Source organism: Duganella sp. FT27W, assembly GCF_009295655.1.
In the GTDB taxonomy this organism is placed as follows: domain Bacteria; phylum Pseudomonadota; class Gammaproteobacteria; order Burkholderiales; family Burkholderiaceae_D; genus Rugamonas; species Rugamonas zoogloeoides.
The window spans coordinates 1-24,949 of record NZ_WHIV01000001.1; the positions used below are offsets into that span (position 1 = coordinate 1).

The 24,949-nt window shown below is 59.2% G+C and carries 27 protein-coding genes, 1 pseudogene and 1 other annotated feature; of the genes and pseudogenes, 15 read left to right on the forward strand and 13 right to left on the reverse strand.

The features are described from left to right. The first annotated feature begins 178 nt into the window (after nt 1-178). Complete coding sequence (locus F8197_RS00005) at nt 179-568, forward strand: hypothetical protein (RefSeq protein WP_227011997.1); 390 nt, start codon at nt 179-181, stop codon at nt 566-568. 28 nt (nt 569-596) lie between these two features. Here the strand turns inward: F8197_RS00005 and F8197_RS00010 are convergent, their stop codons facing one another. Next, complete coding sequence (locus F8197_RS00010; protein ID WP_152878921.1) at nt 597-833, reverse strand: AlpA family transcriptional regulator; 237 nt, start codon at nt 831-833, stop codon at nt 597-599. A gap of 1,149 nt (nt 834-1,982) precedes the next feature. Between F8197_RS00010 and F8197_RS00020 the strand changes: the two genes are divergently transcribed. The 3 genes from F8197_RS00020 to F8197_RS00030 all read left to right on the forward strand — a co-directional run bounded on the left by F8197_RS00020 (nt 1,983) and on the right by F8197_RS00030 (nt 3,215). Beyond that, entirely contained in the window at nt 1,983-2,453 is a 471-nt protein-coding gene (locus F8197_RS00020; RefSeq protein ID WP_152878923.1) for an antirestriction protein, read from the forward strand. A 157-nt stretch (nt 2,454-2,610) separates the two neighbouring features. Further along, a complete protein-coding gene (locus F8197_RS00025) occupies nt 2,611-2,883 on the forward strand; it encodes a type II toxin-antitoxin system prevent-host-death family antitoxin (protein WP_152878925.1) in 273 nt (90 codons plus the stop codon). An 8-nt stretch (nt 2,884-2,891) separates the two neighbouring features. Beyond that, nucleotides 2,892-3,215, forward strand: a complete 324-nt coding sequence (locus F8197_RS00030) for a type II toxin-antitoxin system RelE/ParE family toxin (RefSeq protein WP_193333282.1) — start codon at nt 2,892-2,894, stop codon at nt 3,213-3,215. Nucleotides 3,216-3,826: 611 nt separating this feature from the next. On the opposite strand, the gene F8197_RS00035 is transcribed toward F8197_RS00030, so the two are convergent. The 3 genes and pseudogenes from F8197_RS00035 to F8197_RS00045 form a co-directional block, all read right to left on the reverse strand. Beyond that, nucleotides 3,827-4,198: a hypothetical protein gene (locus F8197_RS00035; RefSeq protein ID WP_152878927.1), complete on the reverse strand. Its 372-nt coding sequence runs from the start codon at nt 4,196-4,198 to the stop codon at nt 3,827-3,829. A 2-nt stretch (nt 4,199-4,200) separates the two neighbouring features. Continuing rightward, a complete protein-coding gene (locus F8197_RS00040) occupies nt 4,201-5,022 on the reverse strand; it encodes a DNA-binding protein (protein ID WP_193333283.1) in 822 nt (273 codons plus the stop codon). Between the two features lie 234 nt (nt 5,023-5,256). Then, nucleotides 5,257-5,882: pseudogene (locus F8197_RS00045) on the reverse strand (IS3 family transposase); the annotation flags it as partial. Continuing rightward, nucleotides 5,541-5,656 (reverse strand) — a sequence feature (AL1L pseudoknot). It overlaps the preceding pseudogene by 116 nt. Before the next feature lie 404 nt (nt 5,883-6,286). On the opposite strand from F8197_RS00045, the gene hxsB reads away from it, so the two are divergent. The 5 genes from hxsB to F8197_RS28450 all read left to right on the forward strand — a co-directional run bounded on the left by hxsB (nt 6,287) and on the right by F8197_RS28450 (nt 13,935). Further along, the gene (gene hxsB, locus F8197_RS00050) at nt 6,287-7,798 is read left to right on the forward strand and encodes a His-Xaa-Ser system radical SAM maturase HxsB (protein WP_373996742.1); all 1,512 of its coding nucleotides are present in this window, start codon (nt 6,287-6,289) and stop codon (nt 7,796-7,798) included. Nucleotides 7,799-7,944: 146 nt separating this feature from the next. Next, nucleotides 7,945-8,919 carry a His-Xaa-Ser system radical SAM maturase HxsC gene (gene hxsC, locus F8197_RS00055; protein ID WP_227011998.1) on the forward strand — a complete coding sequence of 325 codons (975 nt, stop codon included), beginning with the start codon at nt 7,945-7,947 and terminating at the stop codon, nt 8,917-8,919. Next, entirely contained in the window at nt 8,916-9,623 is a 708-nt protein-coding gene (gene hxsA / locus F8197_RS00060; RefSeq protein WP_152878933.1) for a His-Xaa-Ser repeat protein HxsA, read from the forward strand. Before hxsC ends, hxsA begins: the two co-directional genes overlap by 4 nt. Before the next feature lie 187 nt (nt 9,624-9,810). Beyond that, nucleotides 9,811-13,497 carry a hypothetical protein gene (locus F8197_RS00065; RefSeq protein ID WP_152878934.1) on the forward strand — a complete coding sequence of 1,229 codons (3,687 nt, stop codon included), beginning with the start codon at nt 9,811-9,813 and terminating at the stop codon, nt 13,495-13,497. A gap of 57 nt (nt 13,498-13,554) precedes the next feature. Beyond that, entirely contained in the window at nt 13,555-13,935 is a 381-nt protein-coding gene (locus F8197_RS28450) for a hypothetical protein (protein ID WP_193333284.1), read from the forward strand. 38 nt (nt 13,936-13,973) lie between these two features. Here F8197_RS28450 and F8197_RS29125 read toward each other — a convergent pair whose 3' ends face one another. The 4 genes from F8197_RS29125 to F8197_RS00080 all read right to left on the reverse strand — a co-directional run bounded on the left by F8197_RS29125 (nt 13,974) and on the right by F8197_RS00080 (nt 16,350). After that, on the reverse strand, nt 13,974-14,105 hold the full coding sequence (locus F8197_RS29125; RefSeq protein WP_255472741.1) for a hypothetical protein: 132 nt from the start codon (nt 14,103-14,105) through the stop codon (nt 13,974-13,976). 220 nt (nt 14,106-14,325) lie between these two features. Next, on the reverse strand, nt 14,326-14,580 hold the full coding sequence (locus tag F8197_RS00070; protein WP_152878935.1) for a hypothetical protein: 255 nt from the start codon (nt 14,578-14,580) through the stop codon (nt 14,326-14,328). Further along, nucleotides 14,577-15,344: a hypothetical protein gene (locus F8197_RS00075; protein WP_152878937.1), complete on the reverse strand. Its 768-nt coding sequence runs from the start codon at nt 15,342-15,344 to the stop codon at nt 14,577-14,579. The genes F8197_RS00070 and F8197_RS00075 overlap by 4 nt, the downstream gene beginning before the upstream one ends. 538 nt (nt 15,345-15,882) lie before the next feature. Beyond that, nucleotides 15,883-16,350 (reverse strand): hypothetical protein, encoded by a 468-nt coding sequence (locus F8197_RS00080; RefSeq protein ID WP_152878939.1) that lies wholly within the window; start codon nt 16,348-16,350, stop codon nt 15,883-15,885. Nucleotides 16,351-17,327: 977 nt separating this feature from the next. On the opposite strand from F8197_RS00080, the gene F8197_RS00085 reads away from it, so the two are divergent. The 6 genes from F8197_RS00085 to F8197_RS00110 all read left to right on the forward strand — a co-directional run bounded on the left by F8197_RS00085 (nt 17,328) and on the right by F8197_RS00110 (nt 22,035). Beyond that, complete coding sequence (locus F8197_RS00085; protein WP_152878941.1) at nt 17,328-17,768, forward strand: antirestriction protein; 441 nt, start codon at nt 17,328-17,330, stop codon at nt 17,766-17,768. Between the two features lie 105 nt (nt 17,769-17,873). Continuing rightward, nucleotides 17,874-19,853 carry a ParB/RepB/Spo0J family partition protein gene (locus F8197_RS00090; RefSeq protein ID WP_152878943.1) on the forward strand — a complete coding sequence of 660 codons (1,980 nt, stop codon included), beginning with the start codon at nt 17,874-17,876 and terminating at the stop codon, nt 19,851-19,853. A 67-nt stretch (nt 19,854-19,920) separates the two neighbouring features. Beyond that, entirely contained in the window at nt 19,921-20,448 is a 528-nt protein-coding gene (locus tag F8197_RS00095) for a single-stranded DNA-binding protein (RefSeq protein ID WP_152878945.1), read from the forward strand. Nucleotides 20,449-20,715: 267 nt separating this feature from the next. Next, entirely contained in the window at nt 20,716-21,231 is a 516-nt protein-coding gene (locus F8197_RS00100; RefSeq protein WP_152878947.1) for a hypothetical protein, read from the forward strand. A gap of 25 nt (nt 21,232-21,256) precedes the next feature. After that, a complete protein-coding gene (locus F8197_RS00105) occupies nt 21,257-21,829 on the forward strand; it encodes a hypothetical protein (protein ID WP_152878949.1) in 573 nt (190 codons plus the stop codon). Further along, a complete protein-coding gene (locus tag F8197_RS00110; RefSeq protein WP_152878951.1) occupies nt 21,817-22,035 on the forward strand; it encodes a DUF3717 domain-containing protein in 219 nt (72 codons plus the stop codon). Before F8197_RS00105 ends, F8197_RS00110 begins: the two co-directional genes overlap by 13 nt. Before the next feature lie 22 nt (nt 22,036-22,057). Here the strand turns inward: F8197_RS00110 and F8197_RS00115 are convergent, their stop codons facing one another. From F8197_RS00115 to F8197_RS00135, 5 genes are read right to left on the reverse strand one after another with little or no spacing between them, the layout of a single operon-like run. Next, nucleotides 22,058-22,885: a hypothetical protein gene (locus tag F8197_RS00115; RefSeq protein WP_152878953.1), complete on the reverse strand. Its 828-nt coding sequence runs from the start codon at nt 22,883-22,885 to the stop codon at nt 22,058-22,060. Then, nucleotides 22,872-23,078, reverse strand: a complete 207-nt coding sequence (locus F8197_RS00120) for a hypothetical protein (RefSeq protein WP_152878955.1) — start codon at nt 23,076-23,078, stop codon at nt 22,872-22,874. Before F8197_RS00120 ends, F8197_RS00115 begins: the two co-directional genes overlap by 14 nt. Continuing rightward, nucleotides 23,075-23,749, reverse strand: coding sequence for a hypothetical protein (locus tag F8197_RS00125; RefSeq protein WP_152878957.1), 675 nt, complete (start codon nt 23,747-23,749; stop codon nt 23,075-23,077). Before F8197_RS00125 ends, F8197_RS00120 begins: the two co-directional genes overlap by 4 nt. Nucleotide 23,750: 1 nt before the next feature. Then, the gene (locus F8197_RS00130) at nt 23,751-24,476 is read right to left on the reverse strand and encodes a conjugal transfer protein TraL (RefSeq protein WP_152878959.1); all 726 of its coding nucleotides are present in this window, start codon (nt 24,474-24,476) and stop codon (nt 23,751-23,753) included. Between the two features lie 10 nt (nt 24,477-24,486). Beyond that, nucleotides 24,487-24,849 (reverse strand): hypothetical protein, encoded by a 363-nt coding sequence (locus F8197_RS00135; RefSeq protein WP_152878961.1) that lies wholly within the window; start codon nt 24,847-24,849, stop codon nt 24,487-24,489. Nucleotides 24,850-24,949 lie beyond the last annotated feature (100 nt).

Here is a 24,949-nt window from a genome sequence, read left to right on the forward strand (position 1 = left end):
CTCAATAACTGAATTTCCACGTACACCTCGTTGGGTTTCAAGGCTGCTCCGCAAAGCAGCCATCATCTCAAAACGGTGTATCAGTTTTCAATCGCTGCTTGTATCAGTTTACAACCGCTGCTGACAAACGATTCCATGGGTGCGTATGAAGCGCGGAAAAAGGAAGGTCAACCCCGACATGAACGATCACCACGTCTGCGCGCCCTGGCAAGCGCGGGCGCTATTGAAAGAGCTACACGGCTACACCGGTGGAGGAATTCTGTTGTTCCCGAATATGCGCGATCCAGCTGTACCTATGAGTAACAATACGCTATTGAAAGCGATAGAGCGGATGGGGTACAAGGGTGATATGACGGGGCATGGATTTCGCGCGCTGGCGATGAGCACGTTGAAGGAGCATCTGCGGTATCGCCATGAGGTGGTGGACCGGCAGTTGGCCCATGCGCAAAAAGACAAGCTCAACAGCGCATACGATAGAGCTCGCTATCTCGATGAACGCCGGGAGATGATGCAAGCCTGGGCAGACTATCTGGATGGCGTTTGTCCTGCGCTTGCGGTGCCCAGGTGACCGCGGCCGTCGACTTCTGTGCAAATGCCTAGGATCGGTCCTTGCGGCGGGTGGAGGCAATCTGCTCCTCCACCCATGCATCAACCTCCTGCTTAACCCAAGCGCTCGCACGTCCCAGTTTGACCGCAGGCGGAAATGTGCCGCGTTTTATCGCGCCATAGATACTTGCCCTCGATAGTCCGCAAATACGCTTGACTTCGTCCAGCCTGATCAGCCTTGAAGGCAAGGTGCGCGGCTTGGATCGTCTTTCTATGATGGTGTTCATGGCTGCCTCCCTTGTCTATTGTGAGGAATGGGATAGGCGCGTCGGTGCGATGAATCAAGGTGGGCGTCCAACGGTAACGCCGGTGGCGGAATTTAAAATTCTGCTTGCAGATTAGCGCTGTGCCCGGACTCGTCGAACGGCTGGCCTGCGGCGTCAATGATGCTGCGGACGATATCGGAGCAATGTCGTCGGCGGCCATGGCGTGCTCTGCTGCCTGATTGTCAGCATAGTTCACACGGTGGCGAAAGCCCGTTCGTGCATGTGCCGTACGATATGGTGGACAGCAAGGTGAGACCGCATCTGGGACAAAGTTCAGCGGGTTAAATTAGCGCTGGAACTTGGCTTCGAGCTACCACGCCAGGTGCCTGCAATGCCACTTCCTCGGCCGGCACAACGGTCGATCGCTGCAGCACAGGCATGTCGGGCAGCGGCACAAAAATCAACTCGTCGCTGTCCGGCCCCTTCCTCTTGATTATGTCCACGGACACGCCACCGGCTGCGGGTTGAATCGACATGCGCAGCGGGGATGGTGACGGGGCTGGCGGAGTAGGGCGAAAGCACTGCAGGCCCGTCCTCCTTCCGGGGCGCTGCGCTCTGTCCACTGCGTTTCCGGACCGGCACTGCGTGCCGCCTCCAGTCCTTCTCTCGCAACACCCGCTCCACAAGGGGATGCTGCGCAACCCCTTGGCCGCGCGGCGCATCCCGCAACCCCAACATCTACCCCACGCGATGCGCTGCGCACAACGCTGCCCCCCCGAAATGCCTGAAGTGAGTGGTGGATGCTTTCAAAGGCCACGCCAGCGATGAGGCCGCTGGCATGGCCTGTGAGCCGCCGCTTGCGCTATGAGGCCGGCCGCATCCCCCACTGGGGGCGCCGACGGCGCCTGCCCCCACGTGGGCAGCACGGGCCGCAGCGCCCATGGCATCAATCCCGCCACCAGCCTCCCAAGTCAAGCGAGGAGGACTGGTGGCGGGATGAACATGCAATGGGCTGGAAGCGCGGCCCGCACCTCGCTGCCTGAACACCACCCTACCCAAACCCTTCCCTGAGGGAAGGGATTCGCCGCCCCCCCGCCCCGCCCCGGCGGGGAGCGAGGAGGTGAGAGGACCACCTTCCTCTTGTGTGCAACTTTTACTAGGAGAAAAAGCATGGATACCAATCAATTCGGAAAGCTCAGCCGCTGCCAACTGGTGCTGATGGCGGCGCCAACACTCCGCAGTGGGCCGGTCACCGCCAAGCTGATGCCACAGAAAGCCCGGATGCGCCTGATGCATGAGCTGTTTCAGAAGCATTTCATCACGGTTGAAAACCTGATCTACATGAACATGGTGCGGGTATGCCCGCACTACGAGGGCGGCGAGTGGGCGTTTTATTCGCTGTCGAACGGCGGCTTTTACATGGCCCCGCTGGCCGCGCCCAGCTGGTTCGTGGTGTACGCGGCCAAGGAATATCAGGGTTCGTTCCTGGCCAACCCCACCGGGATGCTGGTCACGTCAATGGCGTTGAGCCAGCTCACGTGCTGGCGCGACGGTGAGTACATGACTGAAATGGCTTTCCGCCTGCGCGACTTCATCAAACTGCAACCGGATGCGGAGAGGTTGTGCGAATTGCTCGACTAATTTGCTGGGCGGCTGCTACGAGGTGGCCGCCTGCCTTGCAGTCCAAACGTGGTGATCTAACGTGGGGATCTATTTTGGAGCGAAGTCATGGTGATGCCAATTGTGCTCCTGGCTCACGCCAGGTGCTATCATTTATCGCAGCATTCAGGAGGACGATATGAACTTACTCGATATTCAACCGCTCAGCTATCTGGCCTCGAACACGAGCGACGTGGTCAAGCAGGTCAACGACACGGGCCATCCGGTGGCGATCAGCGTCGACGGCCAGGTGCAGGCAGTGTTGCAGGACTCGGCCAGTTATCACAAGACCCAGGGCCAGATCGCCATGCTGCGACTGCTGGCGATGGGCAGGCAGCAGGTCGAAGCAGGAAAGGTACAGGACCACGACGCGGTAGTGGCGCTGTTCGCGGCACAGGACCGTGCACGCTGACCACGGCCGTGCGCATCATCTGGACCGACCACGCGATCGATGACGTGACGGCGATCCGTGAATACCTGCTGGAAAACGAATCGCCTTTGTTCGTGGAAAGGGTGACCGCGCAGATTCTGGACGAGGTGGCATCGTTATCCACCTGGCCCAGCAAAGGGGTGTTCATACCTGAGCTGGAAGACCTGCAACTGGTGAACTATCGTCAGCTTCTGGCGGGGCAACATCGCATCATCATCGAACGGGACCCGCGCGATATCTGCTACATCCACATCGTCGCCCACACGACCCGTGACCTGGGCGCGCTGATCCGCCGCCGGCTAGGCGTTGCCTGAACAGTGGTGCTGGGAGTGCTCATCGAGCGCTCCCGCCTGAACGCCATCCCATCTCGCCGTGCTGCTTCTTAATCGAGTATCTCCGGCAACTTCGACGGGCGTTTTTCTGAACAGTGCATCGCCGTTATGAAAGCCGTGCCGCTGCACTTCGTCGAATTTTCTCCCCGCCGCATACGGGCTGCAGTGGCTACGATGCTGCGGACGGTGAACTGGGTGTCATTCCCATGTGCGCCGAAGCCAGCACGCTCTGACGGCAACTTATTCTCGGGCCATCGGCGGCGCGGATGATATGTGCGCGGTCGTCGCCGCTCCGACCGTGTTCGCGTGCTGCCGTGGGGCCGCGGATCGAGTAGGGCGACCGCGCCATCGCGGTGAGGGTGCGCAAGATCTGCACCGCCGCTGAACTGCGTCGGGCGCGTCCGCTAGGGCACGACAGCGATATGGCGCCGCCATACCGCTTGGTGCCGGGAATGCCCACTTCCAACACCGCTTTTCGCGCTTTGCAGTGCTCCTCGGTTCCTCGATATCGAAGTGAGCGTGACAAGGGGACAGTTTGGACAGGCGTTACGGACTGTCCCAAGCCCTGTCGGTTCTCGTCGTGGCCAAAAAGTTCAGGCCACGGGCTGCTGCTCAGCCGGGGCATCGAGAACACTGGCTTCGCACGGCTGACTGGCGGTCGTGTAGCGCTGGCGCTCGTTGTGCAGATTCCATAACTGGGTGAGCGTCACGGTTTCCCGCTGTGAGCGAACGGGATTGATTTCGCCAGCGTAGGCGGTGCACACATTCCACATGTTGGGCGGCGCGATGACCAGCAGGTCAAAGGGTTCATAGTCGGAGCTGAAAAGTTCTGCCGTACCGATGCTGTTGGCAATGGCGGCATCGATCGCAGTGCGCAGACGGGCCAGCGCCACGACATCACCGGCGATCATCGCCGGACTGCCGTCCCTGCATGGTCCGATCAAGTGCAGGATGGGGGTGTCCATGGTCATTCTCCTTGAGGTGGTGCAGGGTTGGCCTGCGTGGATGGCGGCTTGCCGTTCTGTCTTCTCGAAGTCTTTGTTTGTGGGCTGGGCAGGGGCGACGCCGACTGGGCCAGCCTGGCGCGTAGTTCGCCGACCTCCTGACGTAGCTGTCCTAACTGCTCGGCCGTGCTTGTCTGTTCGGCCAGGTGGCGTTCAGCAGCAGCGACTTGCGCTCGCAACTGCTCCTGCAATTGTTGGGTAATGCGCTCCTGCGCTGCTTGTGCGGCAACCAGCAGTTTGCGCAGTTCGAGAATCTCTTCCTGGGCCTGGCGCAGTACGCGCTCGCTGCCGATATGTGCCGTTTCCGCTTCGATGGTCCGTTGTTCCAGGGTGGAGCAGGCTGCGGCCCGTTCGTCGCTTTCCTTGCGGAGTGTCGCCAGTGCAGCTTGCGCCGCCTGCAGTTCCTGTGACTGGGCATCGAACGCCGTTGAGAGCTGGCGGCGGAACTCTTCCAGTTCCCCGCGCTCCTCCTCCCACGCCGCTTTGGCGCTGGCCAGGTGTGTGTTGGCTGTCTTGGTCGCCTCGCGCCAGATGTTGAGCATCAGTTGGTTGCCGACGTGGCGCAGGCTTTCCGGCATCACCTCTTCGGCAGGGCCGGGCTGGGCCTTCAGTTGCTGGCGCCAGGTGCGCATCACCAGCGATGCATGGTTCATGTTGGCGCGCGCGCGGCGCCGTACGGCGTCAACGCTGGGCACGGCATTGTGTCCGCCTTCGTTGAAAAGCTGGTCTGCCGCGTCACTGATGCGCCGAATGATCTCGGGATCGATGTCGTCGTGGGGAAGCATGATGTCCTCCGGTTGGTGCTGCTCATTGAGCATAGGCCTTCAAGAAGCGGACGGTTTGATCTGGGGCAGAAGAATAAGCATTAGCCGGTATTGCTTATTCTTATCAACCAATTTTCATCTTCTTATTCTTACCGTTTTTACTTATCTTGGCGGACGGTGGTGGTGTCGGAGTATCGGCTACAGCGATTCCATATCTGAGTGGCGCCGGTTCACGTTACGGGCGAGTTACGCCGAGCGATCAAGGTGGCACGGTGTCGTTGCGTCGGCAACCGTCGTGTGCACAACCTTGCCGCGCATGATGCCACGCAGATCGGACTTGAGTATCAAGCGCTCCACCGTGCACCGGGCTACTTCGGTTCCCTCACGTCGCATTTGACGCCATACTTCGTCGTCGCCGTAAACCTGAAGGCTTGCTTGCCAACCCGCTCAATATCGACACTCAGCGCATCGTCCCGCTGGACTCGTGCACAGCGCAACGACGGGTTGCGCTGATGCGTCGCGTATCGCCAATAGCCGACCGGCGCGACCTGCATTACCCCGCCGATCGGCTCGACGCCTTAAGCATGGCGGTGCTGGCGATGAATGCTCTTACGGTTTGAAGCGGCGGTCGAACTCCCCTTGGGCGAAAAACGATCTGGCCAGACGCAAGATCTCGTTCGTCTTGCGCAGTTCGCGCACTTCTCGTTCCAAGGCCTTGATTCGTTCTTATTCAGCTATTGTGGGACCTGGACGCTGCCCGGTATCTCGTTCCTGATGGCGTACCAGCGACGCAGTGCCTCTGGCGTGCAGCCGATCTTGGGCGCAATCAATGTGATGGTTGCCCATTGGGATTCGTACTCGCTGGCAGCATCGCTGACCATCCGCACAGCACGCTAGATAACTTCCGAGGGATACTTTGGTTGCTTTTTTCATAGCTCCATTTTCTTAAAGAATAGAGCCTGCTTCAAACCCGGGGCGATTCACGCTGTTTAAGGAGGCCCATCTTCTGGATCTAGAACCCGTTGACTGGAGCGCCAGTCGGTGCTTGCTAGCGGTGTGAAGAGGGCGAGGAATGGCTGGTCGATGGATTATGCCATCGCGGGGCGGCACCCTGCGCCAAGTTGGCAATGCGGGACGTAAAACTCGCATAAATGTGTCGCTTTCCAGCCAACTTATATTGCTTTAGATTATTGGTAATTTAGATTATCATCAAGGCAATAGTGAGATATTAATTGATCCGCATAAACGTGAGCCACGTGGCGCACATTCGGTGAGGCCTGTTTCAGTGAACACTTTTCCAATGATCTTCCATGTACCAGCGAAATCTCCTGAGCTGGCAAATGCGAGCAGCAAAATGGATGGTTTTGACTTCACCATCCGCGGAATGAAAGTGCGTCAGTTTTCCCCGGGAAATTATGTGGCAGTCGCCAAATCGGGCGATTGGGAATTCTTGAGTGGCGAAACTCTGAACCTGCTGGCAGACTACACCATAACTTTGCCGACTGAGCTCAGCGCAAGGCTTATCTCCAAATTTCTGATCACGTCCCCCTTCGAAGGGAACGGAACCGCGCTTTTGAGAAAAGCTCGCTCGACAGCAAAACACACTACTGTCCGTCTTGGCCCGTCACTGCACATTATTGTGCCAACACTTCAGTGCGCTCATTCATGCCAATACTGCCAAGTTAGTCGCGCCCTTGGCAGTGAAAGTCACACAATGAAGATCGACGATCTGGATGCGGCGTGCGACCAGGTGTTCGAATCTTCTGCGCAGACATTGACGGTCGAGTTCCAAGGCGGTGATCCGTTGTTGCGCTTCGACTTAGTGAAACGTGCGGTACTACGGATAATCAACAGGAATCAAGGTGAGCGCCGGACACTGCGGTTCGTTATCGCTTCGACACTGCACCAATTAACATTTGAGATTTGCGAATTTTGCAGGGAACACGGAATCTATCTCTCAACGAGCATCGATGGCCCATCATGGCTACACAACCGTAATCGTCCGACGAAAGAGCGCGATGCTTATGAACGTACGCTGAAGGGATTGAAGTTGGCCCGCGAGGTAATGGGGCCAGATAGCGTTTCGGCACTGATGACGACGACGCGTCTTTCTCTCGCACATCCGCACGAGATCGTCGACGAGTACGTCCAGCTGGGACTTCATGAGATATTTGTTCGTCCCCTGAGCAGCTACGGCTTCGCAAAAAGGAATCAGGCGCGCCTAGGCTATTCGGTCGGTGAATTCCAGTCGTTTTATGAGGCAGCCTTGGACAGAGTGCTTTGGTGGAACGCGAAGGGTGTGCCGATTCGCGAGGTCTATGCTTCAATCATCTGCAACAAAATCCTGTCGACCTTTGACGCGGGCTACGTCGATCTTCAAAGCCCAACTGGCGCTGGCAGTAGTGTGATCGTCTATAACTACGACGGATACGTTTACCCGAGCGACGAGGCACGGATGCTGGCTGAGACTGGCGATGATAGCTTACGGATGAGGGCGATCCGTGGAGCTGACAGGGAGCCGTTTCCAAAAGTTGTGGAACGACTGCGGCAGGCCAGTGAGCCCGATACGGCTGAAGGCTGTAGAACTTGCGCTTACCACGCCTATTGCGGGCCGAATCCTGTAGACGCTCAAGCACAGCACGGCTCAATGAATGTCCATGCACATGACACCGAACACTGCGCCCGGCACCTCTCCATGTTCGACAACATGTTCAAACGACTGGCGAAAGCCCCGGAGTATTTGTTTGATGTCTATTGCGCCTGGGGTAAGCCGGTTGGCACGGGGGAAGCGGTATGAGGCAGTCACCAGGTAACGTCAGACCCGGAACATCGCGCAAAGCGTTTCGCGCCGTCCCCCTGGCAGAACTTCCAGCGGTATGGCAGCCTGAACTTAGTTACATCGTGCCAATCCGGGACGATTCGGATATCGCATGCGTCGAAGCCTTGATCGAGAAAGGCCTCACTAACCTCTCTTGGATCACCTGCTCGAATATCGAACACGGTGATGTGATTTTCCCACGCCCTGATCGCAACGTTGTGGACATCTCGTACAGGGAGAGTGACCTCCATCACACGCTATTTCTGACAAACCGCTGCAATAGCAATTGCCTGATGTGTTCACAGCCCCCAACCAAGCATGACGATGGCTGGCTCGTCGATGAAGCGCTCGATATTGTGCGGCATATTCGTCGTTCGCCAAGCAGTATTGGTATAACGGGCGGTGAGCCGCTTCTACTAGGAAGTAGGTTGCGCCAGGTGCTGGACCACATTGAAGAAGTACATCCTACGACCCGAATTGATTTATTGACGAACGGAAGATTGCTGAGCGACGCTACGGTTGCCTCAACTGTGCTTGACGGGTTATCGGCGCAAGTGGCATGGTTAATTCCATTATACGGTCATGCGCATATGCTTCACGACTTTGTTGTGCAGGCCCCTGGGGCTTACGAACAAACCCTTGAAGGAATCCTGCGGTTGCAGGAGCGCGGTTTTCCGATTCAGTTAAGGGTTGTACTTATCGAACCAGTGCTGGACTGGCTCGAAGATCTCTGCGACTTCGTCGGCAAGAATTTGCCCTTCGTTCGGGAGGTCGCGCTGATGGCATGCGAACCAGTCGGATTTGCGTTAGCAAACGATGATATTTGCAGGCTCGATCTCAATGACTGGCAAGTGCAACTATCGAGATCATCGCGAAACCTGAGCAGGTATGGAGTACGTCACCTGTTCATGAACACGCCGCTGTGTGCACTCCCGCCTGAGCTCAGGTCCCTGGCTCAACGCAGCATATCCGATTGGAAGCAGGTGTACTCGGACGAATGCACCGGATGCGCCGCCAGGGAATCGTGCAGCGGACTCTTCGCATGGCATGAGCGTGCTTGGGCACCTACCAAAATAACGAGAATTGAGGAACTGGCATGAGTAGATTCATAAAGACATTGGCTCTTTTCGTTGCTGGGCTACCGCTGATGTCTCCGAGATCGGCTGGTGGACAGGTCATGCCGCCAACTATAACGGGTGACGACGAGTCTAAAGGTATTACACTCCAACCTCTTAACGGTCGGTTTGATAATCTCTTCGCCGGACACAGGTCACATTCAAGTCACCGATCACATTCCAGCCACTCGTCCCATTATTCTGGGTCGGGAGGTGGCTCGAGTACCTTCACTCCGCCCCCGGCCAATGTAACGCCAAGCCCGGCGCCGAATACAAGAGGCGCTGCGACTACCGACACGATAACCCCAATAGGTGCGGAGCCGACTAATGCCGTGCCGGTCACCACTTTGCTTGAGCCAAGCCAACTTACGTCATCAGGAGCTGGTCGCATTGCTATTCCAGACCAGGTTACCAAGTCGACAACATCTGCGCGTCCTGCTACCGCAGCGAGTGCGGATGGTGCCCAATCCCAGCTACCAATGTCGCGCGCGGAAAAACTCCATCTTCAAGTTTATCGGGTTCAAATAAAACTTCATACACTTGGACTTTATCAGGGCCAGATAACTGGAAAAATGAACGAGGAGACTAAGGGCGCATTGCGCATGTTCCAAAGCGTGAAGGGATTGCCGGAAAATGGCCTCATGAACAACGAGACTATGAATGCTCTGGGCATCCCTGCGGTTAAATAATATTAATTTATAACTATAGAACTAAAGATAGGACCAAATTCCGCTGAATTCGATAAATTGAGGTCATGGTGAATTGCCAGGTTTCAAGTGCATGGCTATCAAGCAAATTTTATGGCAACAGGAATAGATTCTTTCGTAGCTTCCTGCTGATAAACTGATTCCAAGTTTCAATAGAGATGGACCTTTCATGTATCAGGTAGACTCGAGTGAAAACCTCGCTCTTTCGAGAGTGCTCAAAGAATTTAACCGGAAAGCAACCGTCGCCAGGTGCGCAGGTTTGCTGACGGTTCCAGCGTTCCACGCAAATACAATCCGTATCGAGACGATGGTTCATCTCGCGGTAGCGAATTGTGCGGGGAAGCGGAAGCCAACGTTTTCGGATATCAGTCGGTGGCTAAATCGAAACCTTGGGAATTCTGCGGTGGCTACTGCGGAAGACCCTCCAGAGGACGTTTTCATCAGCAATATCAGCAGTCAAACTGGGAACTTCAGGCTCTTTGAAGGCACTTGGGAAAGTAGCGACTTTCACCTGCAACAGATGTTGGATACGGCGGAGGCCTTGTCGCCGGCCATTGAACGAATCGCGGCTGCGCTTCCTAACATTTACGCGTTACTACGCATGGGCGATGCAGTCGCTGCGCGGTTGAAGCTCGTACGGTGGCATGCCGAGCCTTCAGCACGTGCTGGCAGCTTAGTCATTGGTCCCAATACTAATATCGACCGAAGAGCCGCAGCGGTTACCTTTACCCAACCAGAATTGATGGCCTTTGGAATTGAGGTGACGGAATTAGAGCCTTTTCTCTTTACCGATGAGGACGAGAAGATTCTTCCATTGCAAGTGGTGACCCAGGAAACAGCGCTTGAGCTTCGGCCTGTCGTTCGATTCGGGAATGAATACGTCCTGGCACTGCCAGCAGGTGTTGGTTCGGCACTCCGCGCTTATATTCTCAGAGAAGTCGTTCAAGCTAGGGCGTTTAAGGTTTTTGATAGCACATTAGGTCGACGGCAAGCGGCTCTTGTACGTCGTTTGCTACAGAATATTGGAGAGGAGTATCGCTCTCTTCTATCGATAGATAGCGACCCAGATTTACCGCAGATTCAGAGTTGGTGTTTTAAGCGCGACACCTCCGAGCATGTCCATGTTGTTGTGTTGCATGAAGACCTCGGTGAATGTGTGGACGAAGGTTGGGGCCTCCCAAGTAAGCTAAGTCAGAAGCAGCAAGCAGCGTTCGAAGATTTTCTTAGTCGCAGTGCTGCGCGCTGTGAGGCGGAACCAGGCTTCAAGCATGGAACAACAATCGTGATTCGCGCCGGCGTTGGTCGCGGCTTTGCCTCATCATTGCCGCGACTGGGTTTGTCATGGGACGTGATTTTTCTGGGCCTTGCAGACCTCGACATGCTGGTTGCATATCAAGATGAAGCGGTCGATTTGCTGTTTAAATTTTTGCGCCAAGAGAACTGGGTAGCTTCACACAAAGCCAGGCATTTTAGCTTTAGCAGCTTCACTTTGTTCTGTCAGTGGGTGCAAGACGACTTCAGTATCTGGCCGCGAGATTTGCCGTTGAGAGAAGGGGCCATCTTCATGGTTCCGTCGGATTCGCCGTTTGGCTTCAGGCAAAAAGTTCGAAAATCGCGTGATAAACATTCAATCCTGACTTGGTCTGGAAAGTGGATGGTTTGCGAGCGTTACGGACGGAATTCTTATTTTGACAGTCGCGCGAAGCAACCGATTTTTATATGCGAAAGCGTGATCCAACAATCGACTCTAGCGGTGGCCGTGGAAACCTCGAAAGGTCCACAATGGCTGATTTGTGCTGACCAAGGATATGACTCCAGTAAGCGGAAATATGTGTTTCGGCTTTGGTCCGATTTTGTCGGCTCTTTCGCTGAGGTCGCTCTCTTCCTTGATGCTCAAGGCGCGATACCTGAAGGCATTTTAGAGGTTTTTCTGGACTGTACTCACATGGTCGACATCGAATCGGTGTCGTATGCAGAACACGATGACCTTGGCGTCAAGCCTATCGTTAGTTCGACGGTACCGGGCCGCGCGACAGTTAGTTTGCCGAGAGACTTCTTTGCAATTTTCCGCAGGGTTGGGAACGAAGGTGAACAGGCGCTTGTTTCGGCCTTTGTGACCGCACTGGAGATGGCCTCCAAATTGGTTGTTCCACTGGAGGGAAAGCTTGTTCAACAAGCGGTTGCTGCTGCATTACCTTCGGATGGCGCCCGTTTGGTCCATCTATTCAGCAGCACTCTAATGTCAGACCATCTGATTTGGACATCGAGTGCTAAACCCGTTTGGTTGAACCGTGCAGATGCAGCGTTTGTTCGGATTGGCTTGGACGAACACCCGCCCGTCAAAGCGAAGCTGACTGTCGGAAGCTCTTCCTGCACAGACGTTTTAAATGGTTACGTCGCAAGGATTTGGAACGAGATTAAGCTTCAGCTCAACGAACTAGATTTGGACTCTGTCCTAGGCGCGCTTCTGTCATCAAATGAAGCCATCTACACGGATAGGATGCACTGGCGGCGGACGGCCAAAGCGATTCTGTCATTGAACGAAAATGGAGAGGGGCTCGATGCGGCCTTCACTCGCGAGCAAAAGAGAAACCGGACATCCTTGGGCACTCGAGTACTTGCGGAAATGGCTGTGTGCGAATGCGCGTTGTCGGGGAAGTCTTTGGTAACGCAGGCTGAACTCGAGTTGCTGATTGCGCGAACTTCATTGCTTATTGAAGTAGCTTACGACTCTGATGCGATTCGTGGGGAACTGGCGCCAGCGACGCTTACCGTGTTCCCGAACGGCGAATACGAGATTGACCGGTCTTATCAATCTTCAATTATGCGGCCGTTTGTAGCGAATCAGTATTCCGACGAGTACAGGGAAGCGGCTGCAGATTACGCGTCGTATTATCAGGAGAAGGAGCGTAGCGGGCGCGGGCTCGCATCGGACTTTTATGGAGCGGATTTCGTAGACGCTTTTGAGAAGGAGTATGGTCTCAGCCCTGATGAGTTAATCGACGGCTTTGCAGAGCTTATTGATATGGCGACTGACGCAGGCCTGGTGGTGGTCAAAATGGAACTTGGCCATCTAAAGGAACGGCTCATAGAGAAGCGCGGAATTAGCCCGGAGAGGTGCAATGCGTTCGTCAGCGGTTTTGCCTTGGTTCGCAGACCTAGGTGGGACAAACCACCGAAGGGCTTTGCGGCTAAGGACATCTGGCCGTGGCTCTTCAAGCGCAGGCTTTCAATCATCTCGCGGCCGGTGGTGTGTACCGGTATTGCCAATGCAGATATCGCTTATTTTGGCGTGAGTCAGGTGCTGCAATCCTGGAACTACCTGATGAGCCGCTCGAGCAAGGCGTGGATGCCGCAAGATTATTACGTCTCTCAAGCGATGAAAGCCTTTTCGGGCAAGACCGCGCATGTGCTGGGTGGTGTCTTCGAAGATGAAGTCGTCGAGAAGTTGACCGCATGCGGTTGGGTGGCGCGCGCTCGTGTTCAGATGACAGAACTTGGCGGTACCCAGGAAATGGGGGATGTAGACGTTCTCGCTTGGCATCCGGATGGTCGAGTTCTTATTATTGAATGCAAACGCCTGCAGCCGGCCCGGACTGTTGGTGAGGTCGCCGACGTACTGCAGAAATTTGCCGGCGAGGAGAAGGATAAGTTGGCGCGGCATTTAACTCGGTTGGCGTGGCTTCAGGCATCACCATCCGGCATTCCTCGCGCACTCGGATTGGACCGAACAGCGAAGATTTCGACCGTTCAGGGCAGGCTGGTCACGAACACAGATGTGCCGATGATGTATGCGAAAGACCTTCCCATTCCGATGTCCGAGATACTCCCCATCAGAGCTTTGGAGAAGATTTGAGGGGAGGCAGAAAAACTGAAATTTTTGATGCGATACGCACTTTCTTTATAAACGATTATGAGCTTCCCATCCTTACAGCTTGAACATTTCAACCGAGTTTTCGAAAGCTGGCGTGCCGGCATTGCGCATGTGCGCGCCCAATATGCTGCGGTGTTTGTTGAAGGGGGCTGGGTGCTTCTCCATGCTCGCGTGGACTTGAACCCGTTTGAGCTCACAGAAACCGTGAATGAGGTAATCAGTACTTCGAGCATTAGAGCTGGGCACGTGAAGGCAAGCGTTACACAGCCTGCGCTCGAAGAGTTCATGGCGGCGCTGCGTGCGGGGCGATTGCGTTTGTCAGAACACGGCCTAGATTTGGCACTGCCTGAGTTGAGCATGTCGATTCACCCAAGGTTCGGGCTCCGTAGTTTATTTGATCGGCGATCGGCGGCTTGCTAATGTGACAGAACCTTTGCCGCTCGACACCGGTTTTCCGGTCAGCACAACATGCAGCCTCCCATCAACCGATTCAAATTCTGGCGTTTGACCAGAACTTTCGCACGGTGAAGAGCGGTGGCAATGGCATAGCTGGCTTTTTTGTCCGGTAGAACTTTCTTCGCGGCAGTCATGGTCCATCCTCCTGCAAGGCGTCCTGCAAATAGCTTAGCAGAATCGTCGCCGCGCATACGCGGGGCATGCGCGCGACGTAATTTGCCATTAACTTATTCGGCGGGGCTGGACGAAGTCCTGGGCATCAAGCTCTGCCGGGGCCCTGTGGCCTGGGGAGGCCGGTGAGCAGGACGCTGCAGTGGCGGTACCCCAACCATACCAACAGCGCAATGCCGACGCTTATTTGCTTTTTTGTATCAGCTTCTTCAGCGCTTCCTGGTACTCAGGGATGACGATACGCGATGGACCGAACACTTCTGCTTCTGTACCTGGTTTGATCGGTTTTGCGTTGAGGGTAACGTGCAATACGCCGTCTATGGGCTCAAACTCGTTGGGGTGCGGCACGTACTTGGCAACCATTTTGGCGCGGTGGAGCGCAGCGGCAATCTCATAGTCGGTTGCGGGCGCTGGCGGTAGTTTTTTGACGATGGTCATCGTGCATCCTCCATCAAGGCAGTGTAAAGGTAGTTTAGCAGAATCGACCAACTGCGGCTGTTGGCCGCGAGCTGAAAAAGCATGGTGCGACCGCTGCCATGTTCTTCCCACCAGCCAGGTGCATTCTTGCGCACGTCCTGCACGGTGGCGGCGCCCACCAGGGCGGGGTGAGGAAAGCGGTCCAGCTCGACGGAAGCGACTTCGGCATCGAAGCCGAGCTTGGGCCAGACGGCATAGCCGATGAGATCATCTTCACTGGCTTCCCGCAGCGGTCCGCCGCCTGCGGCCAGCAGACTGATGTGTTGAAATCCCAGGCGGTAGGCCGCAATCGCCATCAAGCCGAAGGCGACCGATGTCAGGCGCGGCGGCGCTTGCGGTGCGAGCATGACATTGCGAATGTAGAGGGCGTCGATCCACATGGCGGGGCCGCTCTGGCTGCGGTACATGACCACGCTGTTGTGATGGCCATTTTGAATGAAGATGTTGCTGTAGTGGATATCGACGCCTGCTGGGGCATCCGAGCGATCATCGATACGCGTTGCCGTGACCAAGGAGCCGTCTGGAATCATGCACAGGCGGCCGGTGGTGGCGGCATCGAGCCGCAGCGGAGGGCCTTCCGCGTGATGAATGTTCAGTTCCCTCAAAGGCTGGCCGTAGCCGTCGAAGAGCCTGCCCTGGAAGTAAGCCTGCGCAACGGGATGCGCCAACAGCGCGGCTTCGACTCTCACGAGGTTACGGGCATTGAATGTTGAGCTAATGTCCATGTCCTATCGTACGCGCGCGCGACGGCGACGTATTGCGATGGATCAAAGGAATGTCAAATATTTCTGAGCGAGGCCAGTGCGGTTCATTGCAGTCGTCCAGCGGACCAGGTCGGGGTGTTGTGCCAGGTTTCTGCTGGAAACGCCGGTGTCATTCAGGTGCGAGCTCAGGCGCAAGACAAGTGGGTGCTGCGCAATCCCTTGGCCGCATGGCGCATCCGCAAATGCTAGATCTACCTCGCGTGCAGCGTTGCGCGCAACGCGCCTGTCTGGTACGTGTGCGCCGTGGTCGTAGCTGGTGCCTTTGGTGCGCGACCGATGCTTTACGTCGGCTGTGGTGGGCTTCGGGGCCTCAGCGGCCCCAAGATCGACGGTGCGGTACACGCCAGTATCGACATGGCACCCGTCAACCGGCGTGCCATGCTGGCGATGCCGCTCACTTGGCGGATCGCATCGTGCGGTTGGTGATCGCGACCAGATGGCCTGTTGCACCGCTTAAAGCTGTTCCGATCCTCGATGCGCGGGGAGGGCGCTTACCAAACTATCGGGCTGCTTTACCTCGGGTGGATACACATGCGACCTTCATGACCCGCTCGCACTCGACCGCACCATCGGGCAGCAGCACGAAGGTCAGATCGGATCTCACAAATTGTTCGGCTGTCACCCCGACGTAAATTGAGTCGTGCAGCCACGCCGATATGGCGACATTGGTCGCCTGCAGATCCCGGGCCTCGCGCGGCTGGCCTGTTTGTATCGACTTCAACAATTCCTGGGCGAAGAAGGGCACTGCGCCGGCAGCCCAGACACGCCCTCGGCGCCGGGTGTTCTCCTCGCGATCCTCGGCAAGGAGCATCAGCCGCAGCGCGTCCACTTGCAGCTCTGCCATCAATATCTTCTGTGAATTCTCGTCCACCCTGTAAATTCGTATCAACATGGTTTGCTCGCCACTGTTCTTGGTCGCTGTCCGTACTGCCGGTACTGCTGCATGCAGGGCCAGCGGTGTGCCCATACCTGCTCAGCCAATCTGTTTGTAATGACAGCACAGGGGCACTCAGCGCTGTGCGCCTGGCATGTTCAATGGCACCTGTGAGGCCGGTGGAACCTGCTTCATTCCATCATGTGCCTGGGGCATCATCGGTAACTCTCCGACCGAAGCCGACCCTGGCGATATGATCCCACCGAGCTTGTCAGTCGTTTTGAGCGTTAGCAGGCCCGGGTGCCTGTCCATCAGTGGTGACGCGTACCGGTAACGGGGACTTGCCAGGGAACTTGCCACGCGCCTGCGGTAGCCGCACCGGCAACGTCCCGGAGCGAGGGCTGCACCTGTCTCACTGTAGGGGGCAGTCAACCTGGCGCAGCAGGGGGCGGTGCGATGGCCGGGGCCGAAACCCCGGTCTCTCGTGAACCGAGCCCCGGAAGGGGCTCGGCCCTGCGGGCTCGGCCCGGCGGCCGGTTGGCATTGCTGTCATGTCCAAGCTGTGCCGGCCTGCATGCAGACCACCTGAAGTGAAGGACCGCCGCTTTCAACCGTCGCGCCAGCCCAACGGCACGGCTGTCACGCCGGTTGAGCCGCCGCTGGCGCTATGAAGCCGGCCGCGCCTGGTCCAGGGGCCGGGAGCTTTCAAGGGCTGCGCCAGCCCGACACCACGGCTGTCACAGCCCTTGAGCCGCCGCTGGCGCTATGAAGCCGGCCGCTCCCTGGCCAACCCCCACGATGGGCAGCACGGGCCGCGGACACCCCGTTCCTCAATCCCCAAGCAAGCGCCCCCCAAGGCAAGTGAGGGGGGCTTGCTTGGGGATCATCGACGGAACGGGGCAGATGCAGCGGCCCCGTACCTCGCTGCCTGAACCCCACCCATCCCCACCCTGCCCGTGAGGGCAGGGCATCCCCCACCCTCCGCCCGCCCCAGGGCGGGAACGAGAGAGTTCGAGCAAGAGGATCAGCCTGACCTCTTAACTCCCAACAACTTTCTGAAAGGGACAATCATGGAAACCATCAACGCCCACCTGAAACAACCGCGCGGCCGCGCGGCTGTCACCGCCACGCTGGTGACGAACGACCTCGAGCGCCTCGAATGCCTGCCGCGCATCGCGGGCATGCGCTGCGTGCTGCTCGAGTCCACCATCTTCGACACGCTGGCGCGGCTGTGCGACAGCTATGAAGGCGGTTACTGGCACTTCTACAACCTGTCGAATTGCGGCTTTTACATGGCCCCGGATTCCGATGCTGCCTTCCCACTGTCGTGCGAAAACTATTTTGAGCACACGGTGTGCGCCGATACGGCGGGCATCATCGCCACCGCCAGTGCTTACAGCCACCTGTCTTTCCTCAGCAATGGCGAGTGCTTCGCCAACGCCTACCACCGGCTGTCCGAGTTCATTTTCCAGCACCGTGATGCTGCCCTGATCCGCGCTGCTCTCGATTAGCACCCCGGGCGTCGGGAAGCGGTCCACCCCGACGCCGACGCTGGACCGGACCGGCCCCGGCCGCGATGCGCGGCCGCTTTTCCTCATCAAATTTCAGGAGCTATCATGCACGCACTGATTGAAACCCGTGACACCCGCGACAACCCCAACACCATCATGGTCCCCGGCGGTGCATACCTGCCGCCCGCCATCGACGCACTGGCGCAGCTGACCGCGCATGCAACGATCACGACTGCCACGTACACGCAACTGGTGCGCAGCCGCTACAACGTGCGCACCAAGCAGACCGATGTCAAGGAGCTTGCCGCCCTGATCCGTACCCACGGGCTGCTGCAAAACCTTGTCGGCTACCGCCAACTGGTGGACGGACTCGCCACCGGCATCATCGAAATCGTGGCCGGGGGCCGCCGCCTGCTGGCCATCGGCCAACTGATCGAGACCGGCGACCTGCCGCACGATTTTTCCATCCCGCTCCTGATCGTTACCGAGGACGAGGCGATCGAACTGAGCCTTGCGGAAAACCTTGGCCGTGCCGACATGCATCCGGCCGACCTCTACGTGGCGATGCAGGCCATGATCGACCACGGCCGTGCCATCGAGGACGTGGCGCTGCGCTTCGAACTGGAAGTGACGACCGTCAAGCGCTACCTGAAACTGGCGAACGTCGCACCGCGCCTGATCGACCTGTACCGTGATGGCGTGCTCAACTTTGAACACATGATGGCACTGGCGCTGGTTGATGACCACGCCGCGCAGGAACAGGCGTGGGACAGCCTGCCAGTGCACAGCCGCCACCCGTACGACCTGCGCCGCCTGCTCACAGCGCAGAAGATCAACACCCAGACCGACCGGGTCGCGCGTTTCGTCGGCGTGCGCAGTTTCGAGGCGGCGGGTGGGGCAGTGGAACGCGACCTGTTCAGCCGTGACAATACCGGCTACATCAGCGATGCGGCGCTGCTTGAGAAGCTGGCGCTCGACAAACTGGGCAAGCAAGCGAAGCAATTGCGCAAGGATGGCGTGGCATGGGTCGATATCCTGCCGCGCGCCGATCACGCCGACTTGTCTGCCTTTGGCCGTGTACGCCGCACCACCGGGGAACTGAGCGACGCCGACCGGCAAGCGGCAGACGACCTGCAAGCGCAAATTGCCGCGCTGGACGAGCGCATTGATGACGCCTGCGACGGCGACAACGAGACGCTGGCCGAAACGCTCGACGCCGAACGCGATGCCTTGTCCGCACAACGCGATGCGGTCCTTGCCCGCCGCGCCAGCGTGACGCACCCGGACGATGCGGCGCTGGCCGGCGCCGTGCTGTACCTCGATCATGACGGCAAGCCAGCGGTGCTGCGCGATGCAATACGGCCCGCCGATGTCGCCAGCCGCGCCAGCGCCGCCAAGGGTGCACACGACACGCCGACGGTCAGCAAGCGCGCCAAGCGCGATCACTCCGACCGCCTCACCTTGGAGCTGACTTCGCAGCGCACCTTGGCGCTGCAAGCAGAAATGATGGACCAGTCCGAGATGGCGCTGGCGTATCTGACCTACACGCTGATGCGCTCGGTACTGCTGCCGCACCACGGCTACGGCACCGTGTCGCTGTCCCGGATCAGCCTCGGCGGCGCGACCCTCGCCGACAATAGCACTGACAGTGCGGCTGGCGCAGCGCTCGCCCAGCGCCGCGAACAACTGCTGGCGCGCCTGTCCGACGCCGCGCAGAACGGACAGAGCGGGCAGGGCGGCTGGCTGGCGTGGTTGCAATCGCAGCCGCAGCCGGTGGTACTGGAACTGCTGGCGTTTTGTGTCGCTGCATCGCTGGACGCCACGCTCGAGCGCGAACAGGACTCGCCCGATTTCGTGGTGCTGGGCAAGGCGTTGAAGCTGGACATGACCAAGTGGTGGCGCGCCACTGCGGCCAGCTATTTCGACCATGTGCCGCGCGATTGCATGGTCAGGGTGGTGACCGAGGCAGTATCCGCCACGGCGGCGGTACCGCTGGAGAAACTGCCGAAGAAAACGGCGGCCGTGGCGGCTGAGCGGGCGCTGGCCGATGTGGGGTGGCTGCCGACGTTGCTGCGCACGGCGTAACACGAAACACGGAGCCCCGGCTGCGCGTCTGCCGGGGCCTTAAACAGGGACGGACGGGGAGGCAACCATGTCGCCATCGATCAACCGGGTGACCTTGCAGGGAACGGTGGCACTGCCGCCACGCTGGTCCCGCCTGCCCGGTGGTGCGATGGTGTGCCATGTGATGCTGGCGACCGAGGAACATGCCTATGACTGGAATTCCGGCCGACTGGCACCGGTGACTGTCCGGCACCGGGTGGTACTCGGTGGCGCGTCAGCCTTGAGACTGCGTGACACGCTGGCGCAGGGCGCGGTGCTGCGTGTTCACGGATGCATGGAATACCGCCGCTGGACTGGCCGCGACGGCGTCAATCGTACGGCCACGGCGGTCGTTGCCACGGCAGTGCGATTGCGGCATGCACCTGTGCCGGCGCAGCCCGTTGCAGGCGCGGCTCCCGCATCGATGGATGACCCGGAGATTGCGGCGTGGCTAGCTGACTATGACGCGGCGACGGCACGCGCCGCGATCACGCCACCGCGCAAAGCGTTTGGCAGGAGCGGCGCAGGCCGACGTGTGGCGAACCTGGGGCAACCACGCCAACGGACTGCCCGCTAAAACTTTGGTAACACAGGCGGGTCGCCCGCCATCGGCCCTCTCTACTTCGGTACCTGTTACTTCAACCGCCACCGCCAATTCCTCCAGCGCCCAAAGATTTTGCCCTTCGGGCCGCGTCAGCCGCCACCCCGGGGACCCGTAGATTCCGGCTGTAACTCATTGATTTATATCAGAATTCATGGTCTAAAATATTGACAGTCAATAGTAAAATGTCTACACTGTAGTCATAGCTTGATCGATGGTGAAGTGTCTTTTAAGGAGGCAATCATGCGTGGACTCGATATCAGGGTGTCGCTGGCACAAGCGCGCATCCTGTCGTTACTTGATGGGGCGGCGGGCGCGGTGCAGGCGCGCGCGGCAGGACTGGCGGCGCAAGCACAGGGCCGCATCGATGCGGCGGCGGGCATTGCGGCAGTGCCGCTGCTGTTTGCGGACGAGGCGTTTCTGGTGGAGCAATGGCATCACGGTCATGACCGGTATCTGTGCCTCGACACCTATGCATGGCGTGCACGGTGCACAGCATCGGCCCGGGATGCGAACACCTGCTGCGGCCTGTCGTACGACCTGTTCATGCGCCGTTTCAGCGCTGCGGTGGATGAGACGTTGACCGGCATGTCCTCGGCGCTGCACGCACAGGCCATCGACATCGCGCGCGAATATGGCTATGAGCCGCAGTCCGTGCGCGAGGAAGCGCGCCATTGGCACGAGGAATCCGGCTACTGCGCGCACGGCATCGAGCGCGGCTATTGCCCGGCCGGGTGCGGTTCCGGCCCGGACGACTGACTACAACAACCTAGAAGGAGCCATCATGCATACCGCTACCCTGTTGCCGTCCCGTCCTTGCGGCATGGCCCGCCTGCCCGGGCCGCAGTGTCCTGTCTTGTCCCTCGGCGCGGACATGGACGGTCTGGGCCTGATCTGGACCTTGTCCGCCACCGTGCCGCCCCACCAGCGCCTGGGCTTTGCGCTGGCCGTCCACGCGTCGGGCGGGTTGTCCCTGCTGATTGATGCCGACCGGGGATTCCTGAACGTCGAACGCATCGCGCGCTGCACGGCAGCGTTGACGCTGGCGCGCAGGCAAGGTGCTTACCGGGCCGGTTACGCTTTTGCGCAACTGGTCGAAGCACTGGGCTATGGCGAGCGCGATACGCGGGGCTTTGAACTGTTCGACCCCGCCGACTGCGCCGCTCCCGCTGCGTTTGTCGCGGGCTTTGGTGCTGCGGTGGCGCAGTCGCTTGAGACCGATGTGATGCGGGTGGTGGGCAGCGCGCTGGCTGCACCGGTGCCGCTGGTCGAGCGCCTGCGCTGCTGGATCGACGCCCATGGCGCGACCGCCATGGTTGCCGGTGATGTGTTGCAGGAGGCGCTATGGCAACCATAACGATCATGGAACTGGAAGCGGCGATTAACCGCTGCGCCAAGGCACGCCCGCCCATGAATTGCGTGCTGGGTCCCGATTTGCGGGCGCTGGCGGCGATCTACGGCGACATGATTTATCGCCGGTTGCGCACGCTGGAACTGGCGACGTTGTCGCCCACGCAGCGCGCCGTGTTCGAGCGCTGGGGACAGGTATCTATTCCAGGCTAACCGCCGCAGTGGGCGTTGCCGGTCAGCGCTCGGGGTCGCGCTGCTGGCTTGCCTGCAGTGACCGATCGGGGAAGGCGTGATCGTAGGCCACGGTCAGCACGGCGGGCATCGCCAGCATGCCGCCCGGTAGTGCGGCCAGCATGCCGAGGTCATGGACAACGTGCAGCGCCGCGCCGACCTGCTGCAACAGGTGATGTTCGGTGGCGGCGACGACCGCGCCGGTGTAGGTGCCGCTGGCGGCGGCCAACTGCCACAGCGGCTGTACCGGACTGTGGGCGGCGATGGCATCGTAGGCGCGGCGTATCTTGCGCAACGAAGCATGCCGTGCCAGCCGTGGCATCAGCATGCGGCGCACGATCCAGCCGGGGCGCGTGTCCAGCACGCTGATGCGGCCATGCTCGATGCGTGCGGCCATGCGCGCCACGGCCGTGCTGTTGTCGATGCACAGCACGCGCTGGGCCAGGTCGGCAGCAACGGCCAGTCGCCGTTGCGTTGCTTCAACTTGCGTTTTTGCAAGCCGGCGCGCGCGGCTGCGCCGCGCGGCCAAAGCATCGCCTTCCACGCCGACCCACACGAGCTCGACAATGTAGCCGCGCTCGCCCGCCTGCTGCATCCAGTGCAGCACGGCGGGGCTGTCGCAGCGCGATTCCACGGCGATGCTGTGGCGCAGCGCCAGGGCGTCGCAGATGGTGTCTGCTGCCGCCTGCCGTTCTGCCGGCGTATCCTGCATCAGGTGCGCCGGAAAGCCGGTTTCATGGCGTACCTGGTCCAGCAGCGTGGACTTGCCTACCCCGGGCAGGCCGGCGATCACCGCCAGTACCGGCGCGCTGCGCTTGTCATTCTCCATCATGCTCCTCTCCATCGTCATCAATCTCGCCCATGCGCTCGCAGTGGCCGTCCGGGTACAGCAGCACCAGGACGCCATCGTCCCAGAGCGCGTACGGTCCGCCGTCGGCCAGCGCGCGGGCAGCCGCTGCGACGGTGGCGGTCGCCACTCGGGCGAACACCTTGGGGCGTTCCAGCAGGTCGATCACGGAGTTCATTGCTTGTCGGCGCTTGGAGGCGAGATAGGGGCTTTCGGCTGCACCCCGAAGGCGGCGCGCGCCGCTTTAGGCAGCTTCGGCCAGGCGTCGTCGAGCAGCAGGCCGTTGTGGATCAGTCGTGCCTGCTCGTCGTTGTAGCGTGGCGTCTCGCTGTGATGCAACACCACGCTGGCCAGCAGGCCGGTTGCCAGGCCGGCGATGGTGGCGAGCAGCATCTTCCAGCGGTAGTTGCCTGGCGCTGCACGCTGGGCGTCGCGCCGTACCTGGTCGAGCGTCTCGGCGGCCATCCGTGCGAAGCGTCCTTGTATCGTCGCCAGTTCGTTGTCGCCGGCCGCCTTGGCGCCATTGGCGATCTGCTGGAAAGCGGCAGCGACCGACTTGTCCAGGTTGGCCGCTTGCTCGCGTTCCTCCCTGACCGCCTCGGCCAGCATGGCGATGGCCCCGGCTACTGTCTGCTCGAACGCCGTTGTGATGTCGGCGCCAGCCTTGCGCATCAGTTCGGACTGGAATAGCGCCGCCAGCAAGATCGGATCGTTGTCGGTGATGGTCTGGCCGGTGAGGCGGTAGACTTCGGCGCAGACAGCAGCGATGGCCTCATCCTGCTCATGCAGACGCAGCTTGCCCTGGGGCGGCTCCTGCCGTGCACGCGGTGGGGAAGAGGGCGTCTTCATGTCAGAAACCGATGGCGTCGAGCTGGTTGAACAGCGCCTCGCGCATCATCTTGAGGCGCTGGCGCGACATGATGCCGAACTGCGCCGACTCGAGCGCCTGGTCGAACGTGAGCTTGTTCTTGCACATCATTTCCATATCGTGCCCGAAAGTGTCCGCGTTCCCCTTCTCGATGGTGATCAGACCGTGGATACGGTGCTTGAAATCGGCATACAGCGACGACTGCTGGAAATTCTTGCCGTCGCGCTCGACGGCGCCGAAAAATTCGTTGAGCCACACGACCACCGGCGCCGGCTGCTCCTCGAGCATCACCGCCAGGCCTTGCAGCGTATCGGCAAAGGCCTGGCCGCCGGTGACCACCGAATGGATATAAACGCGCTTGCCTGCCTGTTCCAGCAGCTCGATCACGCGGTTCTCCACCATGTAGGCCATCAGCGGCACGAACGTGGAGGCGCCATTGTCGATGACGCACACCTGGTCGTTGCCGAGGACCGCTTCGATCAGCCCGTCGAACGCCCTGGCGTTGATATGGTTGCGCGCGTCGATGATGTCCACCCGCGTGGTGGCAAACGCCGCGTACTGCGACAGCGTGTCGTTGACGGGATCGGTATCGAATGGCTGCACCTGGCCCGCCTTGTGCTGAAAGTACTGGGCCAGGATGGCGGCGATCAGCGACTTGCCGACGCCGCCCTTGCCCTGGAGAATAAGATGCACCTGATGCTGGTTCATGACGTCCCCTTTACCATTTCGGTTTGTCCTTGGTTCGACTCTGCTGCCAGCTGAACCTGGGCAGCGTGCTGCCTTGCCCCTGCGATGTTGCTTCATCTGTTGCGAGCGCATCGCTGCATGGACAGTCCTGCTGTACTGCCGTCGCAGCAGTGGAGGCGGCGGCTGGCGTGCCTTGCAGCAGGTGGCGCCGTTTGTTGCGGTGGATATAGCGGTACACCTCGATCTTGCTGACCTGCACCGCATGCATGCGTAGAAAATCTGCGATTTTTTCGTACGACACCTGCGCCCGATAGAGCGCGAAAATCTCGGCCTCCCAGCGGTCCAGCTTGCCGCTTTTTCCTTCGTGCTGTTGGACAAATTGTTTGACGTCCACGACCAGGCTCCATGCAAATTCAGCCACGCATTTCAACGTAACAAGCCGCTGCTCATCGCATCAAGATGTCCGGCAGGGCAGCCAGTGTAACGGACCCGGG

What these genes read in the sequence shown, in the direction of transcription:
- F8197_RS00005 (WP_227011997.1), top strand. Translation starts at nt 179, where the DNA reads ATGAACGATCACCACGTCTGCGCGCCCTGGCAAGCGCGGGCGCTATTG.
- F8197_RS00010 (WP_152878921.1), bottom strand. Translation starts at nt 833, where the DNA reads ATGAACACCATCATAGAAAGACGATCCAAGCCGCGCACCTTGCCTTCA.
- F8197_RS00020 (WP_152878923.1), top strand. Translation starts at nt 1,983, where the DNA reads ATGGATACCAATCAATTCGGAAAGCTCAGCCGCTGCCAACTGGTGCTG.
- F8197_RS00025 (WP_152878925.1), top strand. Translation starts at nt 2,611, where the DNA reads ATGAACTTACTCGATATTCAACCGCTCAGCTATCTGGCCTCGAACACG.
- F8197_RS00035 (WP_152878927.1), bottom strand. Translation starts at nt 4,198, where the DNA reads ATGGACACCCCCATCCTGCACTTGATCGGACCATGCAGGGACGGCAGT.
- F8197_RS00040 (WP_193333283.1), bottom strand. Translation starts at nt 5,022, where the DNA reads ATGCTTCCCCACGACGACATCGATCCCGAGATCATTCGGCGCATCAGT.
- hxsA (WP_152878933.1), top strand. Translation starts at nt 8,916, where the DNA reads ATGAGTAGATTCATAAAGACATTGGCTCTTTTCGTTGCTGGGCTACCG.
- F8197_RS00065 (WP_152878934.1), top strand. Translation starts at nt 9,811, where the DNA reads ATGTATCAGGTAGACTCGAGTGAAAACCTCGCTCTTTCGAGAGTGCTC.
- F8197_RS28450 (WP_193333284.1), top strand. Translation starts at nt 13,555, where the DNA reads ATGAGCTTCCCATCCTTACAGCTTGAACATTTCAACCGAGTTTTCGAA.
- F8197_RS29125 (WP_255472741.1), bottom strand. Translation starts at nt 14,105, where the DNA reads ATGACTGCCGCGAAGAAAGTTCTACCGGACAAAAAAGCCAGCTATGCC.
- F8197_RS00070 (WP_152878935.1), bottom strand. Translation starts at nt 14,580, where the DNA reads ATGACCATCGTCAAAAAACTACCGCCAGCGCCCGCAACCGACTATGAG.
- F8197_RS00075 (WP_152878937.1), bottom strand. Translation starts at nt 15,344, where the DNA reads ATGGACATTAGCTCAACATTCAATGCCCGTAACCTCGTGAGAGTCGAA.
- F8197_RS00080 (WP_152878939.1), bottom strand. Translation starts at nt 16,350, where the DNA reads ATGGGCACACCGCTGGCCCTGCATGCAGCAGTACCGGCAGTACGGACA.
- F8197_RS00085 (WP_152878941.1), top strand. Translation starts at nt 17,328, where the DNA reads ATGGAAACCATCAACGCCCACCTGAAACAACCGCGCGGCCGCGCGGCT.
- F8197_RS00090 (WP_152878943.1), top strand. Translation starts at nt 17,874, where the DNA reads ATGCACGCACTGATTGAAACCCGTGACACCCGCGACAACCCCAACACC.
- F8197_RS00095 (WP_152878945.1), top strand. Translation starts at nt 19,921, where the DNA reads ATGTCGCCATCGATCAACCGGGTGACCTTGCAGGGAACGGTGGCACTG.
- F8197_RS00100 (WP_152878947.1), top strand. Translation starts at nt 20,716, where the DNA reads ATGCGTGGACTCGATATCAGGGTGTCGCTGGCACAAGCGCGCATCCTG.
- F8197_RS00105 (WP_152878949.1), top strand. Translation starts at nt 21,257, where the DNA reads ATGCATACCGCTACCCTGTTGCCGTCCCGTCCTTGCGGCATGGCCCGC.
- F8197_RS00110 (WP_152878951.1), top strand. Translation starts at nt 21,817, where the DNA reads ATGGCAACCATAACGATCATGGAACTGGAAGCGGCGATTAACCGCTGC.
- F8197_RS00115 (WP_152878953.1), bottom strand. Translation starts at nt 22,885, where the DNA reads ATGATGGAGAATGACAAGCGCAGCGCGCCGGTACTGGCGGTGATCGCC.
- F8197_RS00120 (WP_152878955.1), bottom strand. Translation starts at nt 23,078, where the DNA reads ATGAACTCCGTGATCGACCTGCTGGAACGCCCCAAGGTGTTCGCCCGA.
- F8197_RS00125 (WP_152878957.1), bottom strand. Translation starts at nt 23,749, where the DNA reads ATGAAGACGCCCTCTTCCCCACCGCGTGCACGGCAGGAGCCGCCCCAG.
- F8197_RS00130 (WP_152878959.1), bottom strand. Translation starts at nt 24,476, where the DNA reads ATGAACCAGCATCAGGTGCATCTTATTCTCCAGGGCAAGGGCGGCGTC.